14 protein-coding genes, 2 tRNA genes and 5 pseudogenes are annotated in these 16,154 nt (G+C 58.4%); 14 read left to right on the top strand and 7 right to left on the bottom strand.

Annotated features, from left to right (window positions below; translation table 11 throughout):
* Positions 1-255: 255 nt before the first annotated feature.
* The 3 genes from AC07V0_RS01505 to AC07V0_RS01495 all read left to right on the top strand — a co-directional run bounded on the left by AC07V0_RS01505 (position 256) and on the right by AC07V0_RS01495 (position 1,755).
* Positions 256-1,158: a helix-turn-helix domain-containing protein gene (locus AC07V0_RS01505; RefSeq protein WP_018929012.1), complete on the top strand. Its 903-nt coding sequence runs from the start codon at positions 256-258 to the stop codon at positions 1,156-1,158.
* A 241-nt stretch (positions 1,159-1,399) separates the two neighbouring features.
* A tRNA-Cys gene (locus AC07V0_RS01500) sits at positions 1,400-1,473 on the top strand.
* Between the two features lie 195 nt (positions 1,474-1,668).
* Positions 1,669-1,755: transfer RNA gene (locus tag AC07V0_RS01495), tRNA-Leu, on the top strand.
* A 93-nt stretch (positions 1,756-1,848) separates the two neighbouring features.
* Here the strand turns inward: AC07V0_RS01495 and AC07V0_RS01490 are convergent.
* The 3 genes and pseudogenes from AC07V0_RS01490 to AC07V0_RS01480 all read right to left on the bottom strand — a co-directional run.
* Positions 1,849-2,655, bottom strand: a pseudogene (locus AC07V0_RS01490) (site-specific integrase); the annotation flags it as partial.
* A 188-nt stretch (positions 2,656-2,843) separates the two neighbouring features.
* Entirely contained in the window at positions 2,844-3,329 is a 486-nt protein-coding gene (locus tag AC07V0_RS01485; protein WP_495019323.1) for a proline dehydrogenase family protein, read from the bottom strand.
* A 2-nt stretch (positions 3,330-3,331) separates the two neighbouring features.
* Positions 3,332-3,496: pseudogene (locus tag AC07V0_RS01480) on the bottom strand (GNAT family N-acetyltransferase); the annotation flags it as partial.
* 13 nt (positions 3,497-3,509) lie between these two features.
* Between AC07V0_RS01480 and AC07V0_RS01475 the strand changes: the two are divergent.
* Positions 3,510-3,749, top strand: a pseudogene (locus tag AC07V0_RS01475) (VOC family protein); the annotation flags it as partial.
* Between the two features lie 130 nt (positions 3,750-3,879).
* Here AC07V0_RS01475 and AC07V0_RS01470 read toward each other — a convergent pair.
* Positions 3,880-4,455, bottom strand: a pseudogene (locus AC07V0_RS01470) (tyrosine-type recombinase/integrase); the annotation flags it as partial.
* Between the two features lie 183 nt (positions 4,456-4,638).
* Positions 4,639-5,160, bottom strand: coding sequence for a GNAT family N-acetyltransferase (locus AC07V0_RS01465; RefSeq protein ID WP_495019322.1), 522 nt, complete (start codon positions 5,158-5,160; stop codon positions 4,639-4,641).
* Positions 5,161-5,474: 314 nt separating this feature from the next.
* Between AC07V0_RS01465 and AC07V0_RS01460 the strand changes: the two are divergent.
* Together AC07V0_RS01460 and AC07V0_RS01455 are read left to right on the top strand one after the other, a co-directional pair.
* Positions 5,475-5,558, top strand: a pseudogene (locus AC07V0_RS01460) (terminase small subunit); the annotation flags it as partial.
* Positions 5,553-5,780 (top strand): RHS repeat domain-containing protein, encoded by a 228-nt coding sequence (locus AC07V0_RS01455; RefSeq protein WP_237229612.1) that lies wholly within the window; start codon positions 5,553-5,555, stop codon positions 5,778-5,780. The pseudogene AC07V0_RS01460 and the gene AC07V0_RS01455, both read left to right, overlap by 6 nt.
* On the opposite strand, the gene AC07V0_RS01450 is transcribed toward AC07V0_RS01455, so the two are convergent.
* The gene (locus AC07V0_RS01450) at positions 5,764-5,988 is read right to left on the bottom strand and encodes a site-specific integrase (protein ID WP_477743175.1); all 225 of its coding nucleotides are present in this window, start codon (positions 5,986-5,988) and stop codon (positions 5,764-5,766) included. The genes AC07V0_RS01455 and AC07V0_RS01450 overlap by 17 nt on opposite strands.
* Before the next feature lie 215 nt (positions 5,989-6,203).
* Here AC07V0_RS01450 and AC07V0_RS01445 point away from each other — a divergent pair, with 215 nt between their 5' ends.
* Positions 6,204-8,330 carry a TonB-dependent siderophore receptor gene (locus AC07V0_RS01445; protein ID WP_495019321.1) on the top strand — a complete coding sequence of 709 codons (2,127 nt, stop codon included), beginning with the start codon at positions 6,204-6,206 and terminating at the stop codon, positions 8,328-8,330.
* A gap of 104 nt (positions 8,331-8,434) precedes the next feature.
* Positions 8,435-8,668, top strand: a complete 234-nt coding sequence (locus AC07V0_RS01440) for an NIL domain-containing protein (protein ID WP_225609182.1) — start codon at positions 8,435-8,437, stop codon at positions 8,666-8,668.
* A gap of 103 nt (positions 8,669-8,771) precedes the next feature.
* On the opposite strand, the gene AC07V0_RS01435 is transcribed toward AC07V0_RS01440, so the two are convergent.
* Positions 8,772-10,010, bottom strand: coding sequence for an acyl-CoA dehydrogenase family protein (locus tag AC07V0_RS01435; RefSeq protein WP_086945576.1), 1,239 nt, complete (start codon positions 10,008-10,010; stop codon positions 8,772-8,774).
* 392 nt (positions 10,011-10,402) lie between these two features.
* On the opposite strand from AC07V0_RS01435, the gene msuE reads away from it, so the two are divergent.
* The 6 genes from msuE to AC07V0_RS01405 all read left to right on the top strand — a co-directional run bounded on the left by msuE (position 10,403) and on the right by AC07V0_RS01405 (position 16,119).
* The gene (msuE, locus tag AC07V0_RS01430; protein WP_018929019.1) at positions 10,403-10,966 is read left to right on the top strand and encodes an FMN reductase; all 564 of its coding nucleotides are present in this window, start codon (positions 10,403-10,405) and stop codon (positions 10,964-10,966) included.
* A 46-nt stretch (positions 10,967-11,012) separates the two neighbouring features.
* Complete coding sequence (gene sfnG / locus AC07V0_RS01425) at positions 11,013-12,113, top strand: dimethylsulfone monooxygenase SfnG (protein ID WP_086945575.1); 1,101 nt, start codon at positions 11,013-11,015, stop codon at positions 12,111-12,113.
* A 15-nt stretch (positions 12,114-12,128) separates the two neighbouring features.
* On the top strand, positions 12,129-13,283 hold the full coding sequence (locus AC07V0_RS01420; RefSeq protein ID WP_495019320.1) for an AMP-binding protein: 1,155 nt from the start codon (positions 12,129-12,131) through the stop codon (positions 13,281-13,283).
* Positions 13,284-13,297: 14 nt separating this feature from the next.
* Positions 13,298-14,089, top strand: coding sequence for an ABC transporter ATP-binding protein (locus AC07V0_RS01415; RefSeq protein WP_086945573.1), 792 nt, complete (start codon positions 13,298-13,300; stop codon positions 14,087-14,089).
* A 69-nt stretch (positions 14,090-14,158) separates the two neighbouring features.
* Positions 14,159-15,040: a branched-chain amino acid ABC transporter permease gene (locus AC07V0_RS01410; protein ID WP_428633328.1), complete on the top strand. Its 882-nt coding sequence runs from the start codon at positions 14,159-14,161 to the stop codon at positions 15,038-15,040.
* Between the two features lie 11 nt (positions 15,041-15,051).
* The gene (locus AC07V0_RS01405; RefSeq protein ID WP_018929024.1) at positions 15,052-16,119 is read left to right on the top strand and encodes a branched-chain amino acid ABC transporter permease; all 1,068 of its coding nucleotides are present in this window, start codon (positions 15,052-15,054) and stop codon (positions 16,117-16,119) included.
* Positions 16,120-16,154 lie beyond the last annotated feature (35 nt).

Below are 16,154 nucleotides of genomic sequence, written 5' to 3'. Positions count from 1 at the left end.
TTGTAATCCACGAGGCGGGTCATAGCCGCACCGGGTTGACTACAGAATTGCAGCTACCCAAGCAGCGAACAAATGAATGGCATACGCGCCGCTGATACTTTTTTGACCGTGGAAAAAAGTATCAGTGGGCGCCATGTAACGCGCTAGGCGCCGGGCGTCGTTAGTGCGAGTCTCATGTCAGCGTCCCGAGACTTCGACTCGTCCCGGGCTTCGCGGTACCTTGATAAAACCAACAAAAACGGAATCGCCAGGGTGATGAACCATCACGTAACCGCAGACAAGCCACCAGCGCTTGAAGTCATCCTCAACGAGCCCCAGCACAGCTTTCGTTGGTATGAGCACGACTATCCCTTCGACCTGGCGCGCTGGAACCATCATCCGGAGTTCGAGATCCACCTGATCCGCGAAGGCAGCGGTCGGCTACTGGCTGGTGACTACATCGGCGTATTCGAAGCCGGGCATGTCGCCCTCATCGGCCCGGGCCTGCCTCACGACTGGATCAGCGATCTGGGCAAAGGCGAGGTGATTACCGGCCGTGACGTCGTTTTGCAGTTCGATGGCCAGATGCTGATGCAACTGCGTGACAAGGTCCCGGAACTCAGCGAGTTACAAAGCCTGTTTCGCCAGGCGGCGCAGGGCATCGAATTTCATGGCAACACCCGCAAGAAGGCGGCCCGACTGCTGGAAGAGATCGGCCAGTGCCATGGCTTGCAGCGACTGTGCCTGTTCCTGTCGTTGCTGCAACTGCTGGCATCGGCCCCCGACAGCGAGAGACAGACGCTCGCCAGCCTGCAATACGCGCCCATGCTCGACGCATTGACGGCTCAGCGCATGAGCATTGTCTTCGACTACATCCTGAACGACCTCGCTGACGAGTTGCGGATGTCGGTCATCGCCCAGCGGCTGGACATGAACGAGCCGGCCTTCTCCAAATTCTTCAAGCGCGCCACCGGCCATACCTTCGTCGACCTGACGCGCAAACTACGAGTCCAGCGCGCCTGCCGTTTGCTGGCGCAAAGCAGTTTCAGCGTTGCCGATATCTGTTTTGAGGTGGGGTACGCCAACTTGTCGAATTTCAATCGGCACTTTCGCCATGAAATGCATGAGACACCCAGCGAGTATCGGCAGCGGTTGCAGCGCGCATCTTGCGGTGGGTAGCGCTTTCTGTGGCGCTGAAGTGTTAGTCTCGAAAGCAACCGGGTAGTGGCGTTAGCGCATCTGGAATTATTTTCTTCCAGTTCTTGACATGCCTTTCGAACCAGTCCAGAATTGCGTCCATTCCTGATTCAGGAACACGAAAACCCCTTAGATTTCAAAGGGTTGGAAGCTAGATTAGAATCTTGTTTCCAGATACGAGTTTACACGTTTGATGTTGCGCTACTGAACATCAGATGTTTGAGGCCGAATAGCAAAATGGTTATGCAGTGGATTGCAAATCCACCTACGCCGGTTCGATTCCGACTTCGGCCTCCACTTTAAACGAGCTCCGTAGATCCATGATCTACGGAGCTTTTTTATTTTCGCAGTCCTGCAAGATTTAGTCTTGAAAAGGGGATTTGCGAACTTGCTTCACCGGGGCGGGATGTATATATTTCCCCCTCTGTTGCACAAGCGTCAGAACTGCCAGATCGTTATTTGGATAGTCTTCAGACTGCTTACCGCGCTACCGCCCGAATGGCGAAACTGGTAGACGCATGGGACTTAAAATCCCCCGCTCGTAAGGGCGTGCCGGTTCGATTCCGGCTTCGGGCACCATGAATATCAAGGGCTTGCATGACATACCTCATGCAAGCCCTTAGTTCTTTTTTCCGCAATCAAAAAAACTTTTCCGCAATTCGCGACCGTCAGTCACTTCGTAGGGGTTACCTTCAAGCCCTTTCGCATTCGGATGTACTGCTCTGTCATCCCAACGGTTGTATGTCCCAACTGGTCCCGAGCTTCGCGGATGCTCCCTGTTGACTCCTCTTTGTCCGTTGCCGCTTTTGCTCGTAAGTCCCGCATCTGAAATTCTGCTTTCGGAATCCCGGCTGCTTCCCTGGCGTCATCAAACCTTTTCCTGAGCATGCTCGTCGTCATCGGCTGTCCAGAATCGATTACCACCAGGCGTGTTGATCTGATTTTGTGGCCAGCCTTTCGAGCCATGATTCGGTCTATTACGATTTTGAGCTCTCCAATAATCTCGATCCTTCGTTTCGCACCAGTCTTCCCCTGCTGGACGGAAAGCTTTCCGTCTTTTATGTCTCGCTCATCCATCTTCAATGTGTCAGCCACCCTTTGACCTGTCAGATAGAACAGGCCCAGGGCATCTCTCAATGGTTGATCGGCATATTGATAGGCTTTGGCAAGTACGTCGTCTTCGACATATACGTCGCGACCAGTTTCCTTATTGCCCTTTATCTCGGCGCAAGGGGTCGCCAGAGATGTGTAACCATTCTCGCGAGCAAAGTTCCAAATGGAGCTGAGTAACGCCTTTTCTCGATTCGCGCGAATTGGTGCTGTTTTACCCCGATGACGAAGGTACTGACTGACATGCTTTGGTTCGATTGCTTCAAGCGGGGCGGGCGGATCGTTGAAGAACGACAGTAGGTTTTTCAGTTCGCGCGCGTTGTCCTTTTGGGTGGCATGGGCTTTGGTTGGGACTACCTCTTTCATATAGCTGGCGTGATGGGCAGATGCTCACAAAACCCCTCCACGAAAAGCGATGCCTCCCTCCAGTTTTCACTGGAGGGAATCATCCCATCACAAATTACGTCAGGAAATGATCTCTGCTCAAATCAAACTGATCGAACCTAGGAGTTCACTTACTGAATGCAGCGATCCTGTTGTGTACTTTTACTAGGTCGTCAGAGACCGATAAGCGCTTTGGCGACATGGCCCGCGATACTAGGATTCTCATTCAGTCTGCGCGTGCTGTAACCGTACCAATCCATACCAAAAGGTACGTAAATGCGCACGCTGAATCCCATTTTCAACACCTTGTCACGCAAGGGTTCGCAAACGCCTAGCAGCATCTGGAATTCAAACTGGGTTCTGTCGATACGGTTGTCTCGGGCCAGAGCAATAACTTGCTCGATCAGTGCAGCGTCGTGCGTGGCCACACCGACGAAGCTGCCGGAGTTAAAGCAGCGCATGACGTGATCCAAAATATGCTTGTTGATGGCGGTACGGTCACTCCATGAGCCGTTCACAAGGTGCGATCGCTCCTCCACATAGATACCCTTGCAGATGCGCAAAGTGCTTGTTTCGCGTGTGAGCACCTCAATATCCTGATAAGTACGCTTCAAATAAGCCTGCAATGCCAGCCCAACATTGTCATGGTCTCTCCTCAATCGACCTCGTTGGCTCCGTAACGCCCGAACGCCAAGCCAGTCATCGTCTCTACGATAAACGTGGCCACTCCTTCGCCCCGAGCGCTCGGCGAGACGATGACATTGCCAATACAGCAAACGCCATTGCGTTCAGCTCGATAGAAATTGGCAAACCCAACGACAGTCCCATTGATGTCCACGTCTTTCTTCGTACTGAAGCCGGCGAACGGCGCACCGGCCAGCGTGGGTAACGGGGTTACCGTCAGCTTCGAAGCACCGAATCGTGCCGCCATCAATGCTTTCCACGCCGCAGCACTGGCCAGTGGAGGCACCGATGAAGGTGCGCCAGGTCCGCGAGGCTGGGCCCCCAATGCCTATGCGGCTTACGCGCGAGACCTGGATGGTAACAAGCTGGCCGCGTATTGCTTCAAGGCTGAGTAAGCCTCATAGGCGCGTCGCATTCCCGGTTCGATTCCGGCTTCGGCACCATCTAAAATCAAGGGTTTGCGGGCGAAAGCTAATGCAAACCCTTGTTTGTTTCTGGTCCGCTATTTTGGAGTTGCTCCGCAATTCACTTGGTAGGAGTGACTTTCTTGCCAAGGCGATGACGGATGTATTGCTCCGTCATCACCACCGTCGTATGCCCAAGTTGATCTCTCGCCTGTAAGATGTCACCGATGGATTCGGCTTTATCTGTACCTGCTTTGGCGCGTAAATCCCGCATCTGAAATTCAGATTTCTGGACGCCGGCCGCTTCTCTGGTCAAATCAAACCTTCTCCGTAACATCGCCACCGTCATTGGTGTGCCATCCTCTGTAACGATCAGCCGTGTCGAGCGGACCTTCTGACTTTCGGGGCATGATTCGATCAATCAAAACTTCAGCTCGCCAGTGACTTCAATCCGGCGCTTCGCCTTTGTTTTCCCCTGCAGAATCCAAATTTGCCCCTCGGCGTACGTGTCTCGTCCAGTTTCTTTATTGCCCTTGATGCCGGCACAAGGATTGGCCAGCGATGTGTAGCCTTTGTCCCGCGCGTAGTTCCAGATCGCCCTGAGGAGGGGCTTTTCACGGTTCGCTCGGACCGGCGCTGAATTGCGCCAGGTTAGGTACTGGCGAACGTGCAGAGGTTCGATCGTTTCTAGAGGGCTGGACCCTCATTCTGATACTACGACGCGTTTAAAGTGTACTTAGAGAAGTCTGACATGTTGCTTTCCTTGGTTTGAGTTGGGTCAGCACCAATATCGGCAACACGCCGCTAGTTCAATCCCTGCTTTAGGCTTAACAGGTAACGAAATATGACAACCAAGCAACTGGGAGTCGATCGAGTGCGCCTACCGGGAAATGTCGCAGCACATCACAACCATTCCGATCTCGGTCTTGTCGGTGGCAAATGGGATCTCGCCTAGTACTTCGAAGCCGAAGCCCTCGTAGAAACGCCTCGCACTGGCGTTGGTTTTGAGTACGTCGAGCCAAATGAAATGCTCTTTACGATCTTCGGCCAGTTGACGGATGAATTGCAGAAGCTGTTTCCCGTAGCCTTTGCCTGCTTGGGTCTTGAGGAAGTAAATTTTTTGGAGCTCCGCACCGGCCTTGCCGGAAATAGGCATCGGCTTCGACCAGTTAACCTTTGAGAACCCTACCGCTCTGTCGTCTTCATCGAGTGCTATGAGCCAACAGTGACGTGCGGGTGCCCCTATCGATTCCTGAAGCGCCAGGACTGAAAAGTCTTCACTCAAGAAATGCTGCATGCCTGAGGGGGTCCATATGTCGGAGAAGTGGTCTCGATACGTCTCTATACCGATATCACTAAGTGTGTGGATATCCTCAATGGTCGCCTCTCGAATTTTGATCACTGTCTCGCTCCTTGCGTTGAGTTGATCTCGACCAATACCTACAACGCGCCAGTATTTCAAGTATTAGGTAGCCCATGAACAGGCCACGCCCTCCTATGTCACTGCTTGAACTGTCAGACCTGTCCGGCTTCGGTAGCCGGCCAGGCAGAAAACCGGCGGGGCCCCTGGGGACTTGCAAAGGACACGGGGTCGGAAACCCGCGGGATCTTGTTAGTGGAAGGCCTGCCAGCTTACTGAAATTTCAATCACTGAAATCTTGAAAGGATTCATTGAGAAGCCGCTGAAAAGGAGAGCTCCTAAGCGTATTCGACTACCTGTACAAGAGCGCCTTCGCGGCACGGATCGGCAGGTCGCCGAGCACCATCACCTGGTTGAAGACGAACGGCAGGTTGGTGATCGTTATTAAGGATGCAAACGGCAACGAGAAAGAGCTCGAATACAACGACGCTGGCCAACTCGTGAAATATACCGACTGCTCCGGCAAAACCAGTGCTTGGGAATACGACGAGCGCGGCCTGATGATCTGTTTTACCGACGCGGCGGGGCAGAGCATCGAGTACCACCGCAAAAATCTATCTCTGCTCCGCAATTCGCTACCACTGGTCATTTTGTGGGCGTGACTTTCATCCCTTTACGCATTCGAATGTACTTCTCTGTCATGCCTACGGTGGTGTGCCCAAGTTGATCGCGTGCAGCACGAATGTTGCGTGTCGATTCTTCCTTATCCGTCGCGGCCTTCGTCCGTACGCGCATTTGAAAATCAGCCTTGGGAATGCCGGCAAACTTCGGGGCATTATCAAACCACTTCCGGAGCATGCTCGGCGTCATCGGCTACACCGCCAAGGTCGGCAGCGCTGGATGATCTCGGCCGTGGCGCGGATGATGCTGCAATGGCCATTGCTTGAATGAAGTGATGACTTTATCGAAGACTGTTTTTGTTAATGGGAATCAGTGTTAATTACGAATGGTTTTGTATAGCATGCGCCGCAGTTTTTGGCGGTTTCACTCCCTGCATTGGCCTATTCGTAAAGGTTTTTCTCTTCATGCGTCGAACCCTGCTTTCCATTTGTGTGCTGCAAGCATTGTCGTCTACCTCATGGGCTGAACAAACGGAGGTGTCACCCTCAACGCTTGAGCTGGACGCAACCGATGTTATCGGTACTGCGAATTACGAAAGGGCGGACGGCCCGGTGCAGGGTTATCTGGCTACGCGCTCGGCCAGCGCCACACGCACCGACACGTCGATCCACGAAACCCCGCAATCGATCAGTGTGGTCTCGAAAGATGCGGTCGAGGATCTGGGAGCCACCCGTTTGCAGGACGCGTTGGACTACGCTGGGGGCGTGGGGCGGGCGAACAATTTTGGTGGACAGGGTCTGACCACGTTTACCGTTCGTGGCTTTACCACTGGCGAGTTTTATCGCAACGGTTTTCCGATCAACCGCGGCTATCCGAACATGCCGGATGCCAACACTATCGAGCGACTCGAAGTGCTACGCGGTCCGGCAACCATGCTCTACGGTCGGGGTGATCCTGGCGGCACGTTCAACGTGATTTCCAAACAGCCGTTGCCCGAGCGCACCGTCACCTTGGGCAGTCAACTGAACGATCAGGGCATAAAGCGTGGCACGCTGGATGCTTCCGGCCCGCTCGACGAAGAAGGGCGCCTGGCCTATCGACTGAACGTAGTGGGCGAGGGCGGCGACACCTTCCGCGATCACGTCGAAACCGAGCGCTACGGTATCACGCCGGTGCTCACGTGGCAGGCAACCGACGCGACCAAGCTGATTTTCGAAGGCGATTTCATGCGTAACAACGCGCCTCTGGATCGAGGCGTTACACGTTACCCGAGGCAGACGGGTACCGCCTCTCGCGACAGTTTTTTCGGCGAAAAAGACGCTGGCAAACTGCATAACGACAATAACATGGCGCAGCTGCGTTTCGAGCACATGCTCAATGACGACTGGACGCTGGGTGGTGGCTTCCAGTGGCTCGATGGTTCGCTCAAGGGCAACGCAGTCGAGGCCAACGGTATTGCCGCTGACGGCCGCACCTTGGGGCGCAACTTCAACTATCGCAAGCTGGAGTGGACCGACAAGGATACCCAGCTCAATCTGACCGGCCATTTCGATACCGCTGGTTTGCAGCACACGTTGCTCACCGGTATCGAGTACGAAGATTATGACTACAAGTCGATCATTCAACGCTCCAGCGGTGCTGTCGATGCGTATCCGATCGACATCTTCGATCCGGTGTACGGCCAGTCGCGTCCAGCACTGACTCGCACGCCGACCCACGACAAGGAAAACCTCAAAACTTATGCCGCGTTTGTGCAGGATCAATTGGCACTGACCGACAAACTGAAGGTGCTGGCAGGGGCGCGTTTCGAACGCTTCGAACATGACTACGAAACCTTTGTCCCGGGCGGCAAGAGTTGGCAGGCGAGTGACAACGCAGTAACTCCGCGCATCGGCGTGACCTACGATTTGACCGAGACATTAGCGGTTTATGCCGACACCGCGCGCTCGTTCAAGCCCAACACCGGCGCTAGCCGCCTCGGGGGAGGGTTTGCGCCGGAGAAGGGCAAGTCGTACGAAATGGGTATCAAGTGGGAAGCACTGGATCAGCGGTTGAGTGTCGATGCGGCGATCTATCAGATCGAGAAGCGTAACGTGCTGACCACCGACCCTGTCGATTCCACCTTCAGCGTTGCTGCCGGTGAAGTGCGAAGCCGTGGTTTCGATATCAACGTTGCCGGCAACCTCACTCCCGAATGGCGCGTGATTGGCGGCTACGCCTATGTCGATGCCGAAGTGACCAAAGACAACGTACTGCGCTCTGGCACGCGGCTGCTGAACATCCCGAAAAACAGCTTCAGCCTGCTGAATATGTACGAATTCCAGGACGGCACCCTCAAGGGATTGGGCTTGGGCACCGGATTCAAGTACGTCGACGAGCGCGCCGGACAAACCGCCAACACTGCGTTTTCGATGGGCAGCTACACCGTTGTCGACTTGCTTGGCTTCTACAAGATCAATGACAAGGTGCGGCTCAATCTTGACGTGAAAAACCTGTTTGATCGCGATTATGAAGAAGGCGCGTTCGGCAATGTTTACGCTTATCCGGGTGCGCCACGAACCGTGCAAGTCGGTATTTCCTACACGTTGTAGTGCGTTCTGCTGGTGCACACTGAGCAAGCGCGATAACGCTGGAAGTGAGGCGATGTGCGTCAGCAGTAGAGTCTGTGGATCCTGCAAAGGCGACAGTTGCAGATTTGAGCTACAGACAGGTCAGCCGTCAGCTTATCTCAGGTCGCTCGTGCCTGGTGCTGGACCGTGGGCGAATCGTGGAGCAGGGCGAGGTGTGGCAGATTTTTGGTGACCCGCAACACGAGGTGTCACCGGCCGTGGCGACCGATCTGCTGGGCATCGCCCAGGCACTGGGTGGGCAGGTCAGCTTGCTGCATGGCGGGATCGAGCGTATCCAGAGCCGCGCCCAGGGACGTTGACTCCTGGGCGTAGCGACGAGCCAGGGGCCAGGCGCGTTGCTGGCCCGTGCTTCGTCGCTGGCCGATCAGGTGCCGGGGTATCTGGCACCCGCGTGATGTCGACTTACTTCGATCCTCCACCGATCTGCCAGACGTAGGGCGGTTCGGTGCCGTTGATTTCCCAGTCGCCGATGATGCGTTCCTTGTAGATCAGCGGGTTGTGCGAGGCCGCGGTGCGAGCGTTGCGCCAGTGACGATCGAGGGCTTTGCCGGTGCTGGTGGCCGAGGCGCTGAGGGCGTTGAACAGGTCGCTGGTGGCGCGTAGCACCAGGTCGGCGATCACCACTTGGGCCTGGGCGGATTCCAGTTCGGCGGCGATGTTGGCATCGCGTTCGGCTTCGTCGTTATGGGCGAAGCGGCTTTCGTAGGCCACCTGCAAGGCAGCCGCGGCGCGCAGGGTGGTGGCGTGTGCGGCATAGACCTGCGCTGAAGCCTTGCCCACCACTTGCTGCACCTGGACATCCTGGCTGACGTGGCTGGCGTTGCCGGTGCTGAAGATGCGCGTGCGCTTGCGTACTTCTTCCGTGATGTCGCGCACCGCGGCACGGCCGGCACCGGTCTGGACCGCCAACAGCACCAGTTGATAGAAGGCCGTCTGGTATTTGAAGCGGGTGGTGAAGTCCAGCAGGTTTTCGGGCTCCACCACGGCGTTCTCGAATACCGAGGTGCCGCTGCCGGTGGTGCGCTGACCAAAGCCATCCCAGTCGTCGCTCTGCACAATACCCGGTTGCTGCACGCGAACGGCGGCAATCACATCGGCGCCGTTGTCATCGCGCTGGGCATAGAGGTCGATCCAGTCGGCGAAGATACTGCCGGTGCTGTAGTACTTGGTGCCGTTGACCACCCATTGTTCACCCAGACGCGAGACACGGGTGCCAACCTGGCCGATCTTGATGCTGCCGACTTCGGTCCAGGCGTTGCCCACCAGATCGCCGTCGACAAAACGCTTGAACCAGGTGTCCTGGGGCGCATCGGCATGGGCGTTGAGGCGGTCTTCGACAAAGGCAAAGTGACCGCGCAACGCCTGCGGCAGATTGGAATCGGCTTCGGCCAGTTCGATCAGCAACTCAAACAACTGGGGCAGGGAAGCGCCGGCGCCACCGTACTGCACCGGCACGCGCACGGCGCCAAAGCCGGATTCCTTCAGCCACTTCACTTGTTCAAAGGGCAGGCTGCGAGTTTGCTCGCGCTCCAGTGCGCCGGCGGCGATGCGTGCAAAGATCGGCCGGAAGCGCTCGGCCAGGGCCTGGTAGTCGGTACCGCTGGAGAGGGGGTGTGGCAGGTGCTGTTGCTGGACAGTCATGGTGCAGCTCCTTATGGAAGGCAAGAGAAGCAACAGTGCAGTCGATCTGTTGCGTACTACTGCCAGTGCACAGGTCGTGCCTGGCACTGCAAAAGCCGTTTAATCGGGCGCGCAGGGCTGTTCGCCAGGGTGGTTGCTGTCGTCTGCCGGGCAACTTGCTGAAGCGCTGACTGCCCGGCAACAGCGACCTGGGCGCGCTGCATGGCATGGGCAGAGAGGCAGCTGTTGTGAGCGCAACAGTTGATCAACAGCCTGCCCGGTGGACGACACTGCGGCGTTTTACGAAAAACCGTATAACTTATTGATTTATATTGAATTATAGAGATGGCACGGTTGCTGCTCTATTCCTTGTGCAGGTGCCGCGGTGGCCTCTGCCACCATGAGGACGGGCAATGAGCAACACACTGAAAGTGGTCGCGGTATCCGGGAGCGTGCAGCGGCCTACGCGCACCCTGGTGCTGCTCAAGGCTCTGGTCGCCGGTCTTGCGCAACAGCTGCCGATCGCGCTGCACCTCATCGAGTTGTCCGAGGTCGGCCCGCAGTTTGCCGGGGTGCTGTGCCGTGAAGACTTGCCCGCTGCGGTAGAGGCCGATCTGCAGGCCATTGAAACGGCCGACCTGCTGATTGCTGCCAGCCCGGTGTACCGCGCCTCGTACACCGGACTGTTCAAGCACCTGTTCGATTTCGTCCATCACCAGGCGTTGAACAACGTGCCAGTGTTACTGGCCGCCACCGGTGGCTCGGACCGCCACGCCCTGATCATCGATCACCAGTTGCGCCCGCTGTTTGGTTTCTTCCAGGCCCTGAGCTTGCCCATCGGTGTGTATGCCGCCGAAGCCGATTTCACCGACTACCAGATCACCAGCCCCCAGTTGCTCGAACGCATCGAGCGCGCTGTCGAGTCGGCGGTCCTGAGCCTCAATCCGAAAGTTCACCGGGATGCCAGCGCTGCCTGACGTCCCGGGTCAACCCTCATTTCAACGAGTCAATGGAGTACGTACAATGAGCCAGGACAACATCAAGTTTGCCTATTGGGTTCCCAACGTCAGCGGTGGCCTTGTGGTCAGCAAGATCGAACAGCACACCAGCTGGGACATCGATTACAACCGCAAGCTGGCGCAAATCGCCGAAAAGGCCGGCTTCGAATACGCCTTGTCACAGATCCGCTTTACCGCCGGTTATGGCGCCGAAAACCAGCACGAGTCGGTGACCATAAGCCACGCGCTGTTGGCCGCCACCGAGAAGCTCAAGGTGATCGCCGCCATCCTGCCTGGGCCCTGGAGTCCGGTGCTGGCGGCCAAACAGCTGGCCACCATCGACCAGTTCACCAACGGTCGGGTCGCGGTGAATATCGTGTCGGGTTGGTTCAAGGGCGAGTTCCGGGCCATTGGCGAGCCGTGGCTGGACCACGATGAGCGCTATCGTCGCTCGGAAGAATTCATCCAGGCGCTCAAGGGCATTTGGACCCAGGACAACTTCAGTTTTCATGGCGATTTCTACCGCTTCCATGACTACACCCTCAAACCCAAGCCACTGCAGCAACCGCACCCGGAAATCTTCCAGGGTGGCAGCTCGCGCGCGGCGCGGGACATGGCTTCGCGGGTTTCCGATTGGTACTTCACCAACGGCAACAGCGTCGAAGGCATCAAGGCCCAGGTCGACGACATTCGGGCCAAGGCCGCGATCAATGGCCACTCAGTGAAAGTTGGGGTGAACGCCTTTGTCATTGCCCGCAAAACCGAGGCTGAAGCCCGAGCGGTATTGCAGGAGATTATCGCCAAGGCCGATCCGGAGGCCGTCAACGGTTTCGGCAGCGAGGCGAAGAACGCCGGCGCCTCCAGCCCTGAAGGCGAAGGCAACTGGGCCAAGTCCACCTTCGAAGACCTGGTGCAGTACAACGATGGCTTCAAGACCAACCTGATCGGTACGCCGCAGCAGATTGCCGAACGCATCGTCGCCCTCAAGGCGGTGGGCGTGGACCTGGTGCTCACTGGCTTCCTGCACTTTCATGAAGAAGTGGAGTACTTCGGCCGCAAGGTGTTGCCGTTGGTGCGTGAGCTGGAGCGCGAGGCGGTCGCGGCCAAGGCTGCGGCGCTCGCCTAAAGGACGGGAAAGGTCATGGCGACATTCACTGATAACACGCAATCCGACACCTTGCCGCAGTGGCTGCAACAGCAGGCACGTCAGCAAGGGACGGGCATTGCCCTGCGACATAAGCGCCTGGGGGGGTGGCAGGTGCGAACCTGGCGCCAACTGGCCGCTGAGGTTGAACACCTGGCAATGGCCTTGCAGGTGCGTGGTTTTGTGCCTGGCGCGAGCTTGGTGATTGTCAGCCGCCCGCGGCCGGAGGCGTTGATTGCTGTACTGGCGGCACAGTGGTTGGGCGGGGTGGCCGCGCTGTTGGATCCGCTGGAGGCTGCGGCTGCACAGGTGCCGCTGTTGCGTGAGCTGCACAGTGAATGGGTGTTCGCCGAAGGCCATGAGGAGATTCAGCGCCTGCGCGCCGCCGGACTGGCGCCCAGGCTGCTGATTTACGCCGACGGCCGCGGCATGGCTGAGGTGAGTCAGGCCGGTGATACCCTGGCGTTCGCACAACTGCTGCTGGGCAGCGATCACCGGCTGGAACCCCAGGCCCGAGCCGAGCGCACAGCTTTTACCTTCTACCGTTTGGGTGCGGGGCAGCGCATCGAGCAGCAGCGCATTAGCCACGCCGAGTTGCTAAAGGAAGGCCGGCGCCTGGTGCACAGCGAGCAGCTGGGGCGGCAGGAAGAAGCCCTGGCGGCGCGAGCGTTTGCCGCGGGTAGTCAAGCGCGTTACTTGCTGGCGCCTTGGTTGATTGCCGGCTTTCGACTGAATTTTCCGGAGAACCTGGCGACTCGCGACCAGGACCGTCGCGAGTTGGGCCCGACGCTGGTGGCCGGCACCCGGGAAACCTACGAGCGCCTGCATGCCCAGGTCCTGGCCCGCTTGCCGGAGCCAGGCAGCTGGCGTCGGCGTCTGGTGGACTGGGCGCTGGTGGCACACCCCGGTGCGCTGCAACGGCATCTGGGGTACTGGCTGATCCGCCGGCCGTTGCGCGACATCCTCGGCTTTTCCCGCACCCGCGCGCCGTTGGTGGTGGGCGAGGCGCTGGCGCCACACACCCAGGCGTTTTTCCAGGCCTTGGCGATTGAAGTACGCACCTGGCCTGACCCGGCACAGTGGCACCGGCCCGCGCGCTGGCCAGCCCCGTTGGTCAACGGCTGGATCGAAGACAGCACGCAACCGGCCTGACAAGGACATGACTCATGGCACAGACACAGGCGACAAAGGTTGAACATCTGCTGGTGTTGGAAAATATTGGCTTGTCGTTCAAGGGCGTCAAGGCGGTGACCGACATCAGCTTTGCCGTGGCCGCCGGCGAGATTTGCGCCTTGATCGGCCCCAATGGCGCGGGTAAAAGCTCACTGCTGAATGTGATCAACGGCGTGTACCAGGCCCAGCAGGGGCGCATCCGCTTTGCCGGAGAAGGGCGCCGGCGCATGAGCCCGCATGATGCGGCGGTGCGCGGCATTGCCCGCACCTTTCAGAACATCGCCTTGTTCAAAGGCATGAGTGTGCTCGACAACGTGCTCACCGGACGCACCCTCAAGCGTCGCAGCAGCTGGATCGAGCAGGCTCTGCGCATCGGCCGCGCCGCTGGCGAGGACGACCGCCAACGTGAGGCCGCCGAGCGGATAATCGACTTTCTGCACATCCAGCCCTGGCGCGACACCCTTGTCGGCAAGCTGCCCTATGGCTTGCAGAAACGGGTGGAACTCGCCCGTGCCCTGGCCGCCGAACCGCGTTTGCTGTTGCTGGACGAACCAATGGCCGGGATGAACGCCGAAGAGAAGCAGCAGATGAGCCGCTTCATCGTCGACATCAACCGTGAGTTGGGCACTACGGTGGTGTTGATCGAGCACGACATCGGCGTGGTCATGGGCATTTGCGATCACGTGGTGGTGCTCGACTACGGCCGCAAGATCGGCGACGGCCCACCCGAAGAAGTGCGACAAAACCCCGAGGTGATCGCCGCCTACCTCGGCATGCGCCACTAACCCCTTGGTCGATAGCGCCGCCAGCCGCCTGGTGGCCAGGAACCCTTTGCCCGCAAAACAGGAAGGCCCATGGAATTTTTCTTAGAGGTGTTGATCGGTGGGCTGCTGGCCGGGGTGATGTACGCCCTGGTGGCCATCGGTTTTGTCCTGATCTACAAGGCCTCCGGCGTCTTCAACTTCGCCCAGGGGGCGATGGTGCTGTTTTCGGCGCTGACCTTTGTCAGCCTGTTGGAACGCGGGGTGCCGTTCTGGCTGGCGTTTGTCATTAGCCTGGCGGCGATGGTGCTGCTGGCGTTGGCGGTGGAGCGGGTGGTATTGCGTCCGCTGGTCAACCGCTCGCCAATCACCTTGTTCATGGCCACCCTCGGCTTGTCCTACGTGATCGAAGGGGGCGCCCAGGCGCTGTGGGGTGCCCAGGTGCATGGCCTGGAACTGGGCATCAGTGACGAGCCACTGGAACTGGGCGGCATGCTGTTGTCGCAGTTCGACATTTTTGCCGCCGTGGCCGCCGCGCTGCTGGTGTTGGCGCTGTCGCTGCTGTTCAACAAGACCCGTATCGGTTTGTCGTTGCGTGCCGTGGCCGATGACCCGCTGGCGGCGTTGGCCGTGGGCATCCGCCTGCAACGGGTGTGGGTGCTGGTGTGGGCGGTGGCCGGGTTTGTCGGTCTGGTGGCCGGCCTGCTCTGGGGCGCGCGGCTGGGGGTGCAGTTTTCGCTGTCGCTGGTGGTACTCAAGGCATTGCCGGTGCTGATCATCGGCGGTTTTACTTCGATCAGCGGGGCGATTGTCGGCGGTTTGATCGTCGGCGCCTCGGAGAAGCTGGCCGAGGTGTACCTGGGCCCCGTCATCGGCGGCGGTATCGAGAACTGGTTTCCCTATGTGCTGGCGTTGCTGTTCCTGCTGGTGCGGCCGGCCGGGCTATTTGGTGATCGCGCGATCGAGCGGGTTTAAGGAGAGGCGTGATGTTTTATCAGGAAGCTGGTCAGTTCAGTACTCGCTATGCCCAGGACCGCCGGGTGTTTCGCCTGCGGCAGGACCGTTACGGCTTGGTTGCCTTGCTGCTGTTGGCCTTTGTAGGTGTGCCGTATCTGGGTAACGACTATTGGTTCAGCGCCATTCTGATTCCGTTTCTGGTGCTATCACTGGCCGGGCTGGGGCTGAACCTGCTGACCGGCTATGCCGGGCAGTTGTCGCTGGGCTCGGCGGCCTTCATGGCTGTGGGCGCCTTTGCTACTTACAACGTTGAACTGCGGGTGCCGGGCTCGCCGTTATTGCTCAGCATGGCCCTGGGCGGGGGAGTGGCAGCGCTGGTGGCGGTGCTGTTCGGCCTGCCGAGCCTGCGGATCAAGGGCTTCTATCTGCTGGTGTCGACCCTGGCGGCACAGTTCTTTGTGACCTGGGCGCTGACCCGCTTCAGCTGGTTCTCCAATAACAGCGCCTCGGGGGTGATCAGTGCACCGCGCCTGGAGATACTCGGGGTGGATTTGAACTCACCGGTGGGCCGTTACCTGCTGACGTTGGGGGTGGTGGTGGCGTTGTTCTGGCTGGGCAAGAACCTGGTGCGCAGTGAACTGGGACGCAACTGGATGGCCGTGCGTGACATGGACACGGCCGCTGCAGTGATGGGCATTGCGTTGCTCAAGACCAAGCTGCTGGCGTTTGCCATCAGCGGCTTCTTTCTCGGGGTGGCCGGAGCGCTGTGGGCCTTCACTTACCTGGGCACTGTGGAGCCCCACGGTTTCGATCTGAATCGGTCCTTCCAGATCCTGTTCATCATCATTATCGGTGGCCTGGGCAGCATCCTCGGCAACTTCCTGGGCGCGGCGTTCATTGTGCTGTTTCCGGTGCTGCTGTCGAACCTGGTGGCCTTGTTGCCGGCCGGGCTGATCGATGCCGGGCAGATAGAAAACCTGCAGAAGATGGCATTTGGCGCCCTGATCATTGTGTTCCTGGTCAAGGAGCCGGAGGGCCTGGCGCGCCTCTGGCAGAAGTTCCGCGAGCGCGCTCGGTTGTGGCCCCTGCGCTTCTGAGCAAACCGGCGCAGGCATGGACTGCGCTTCGATCC

Source organism: Pseudomonas sp. GW821-FHT01E10 (assembly GCF_059422365.1).
Note: the sequence above shows the minus strand (reverse complement) of the source record. Positions and strands in the feature narration are given on the sequence as shown.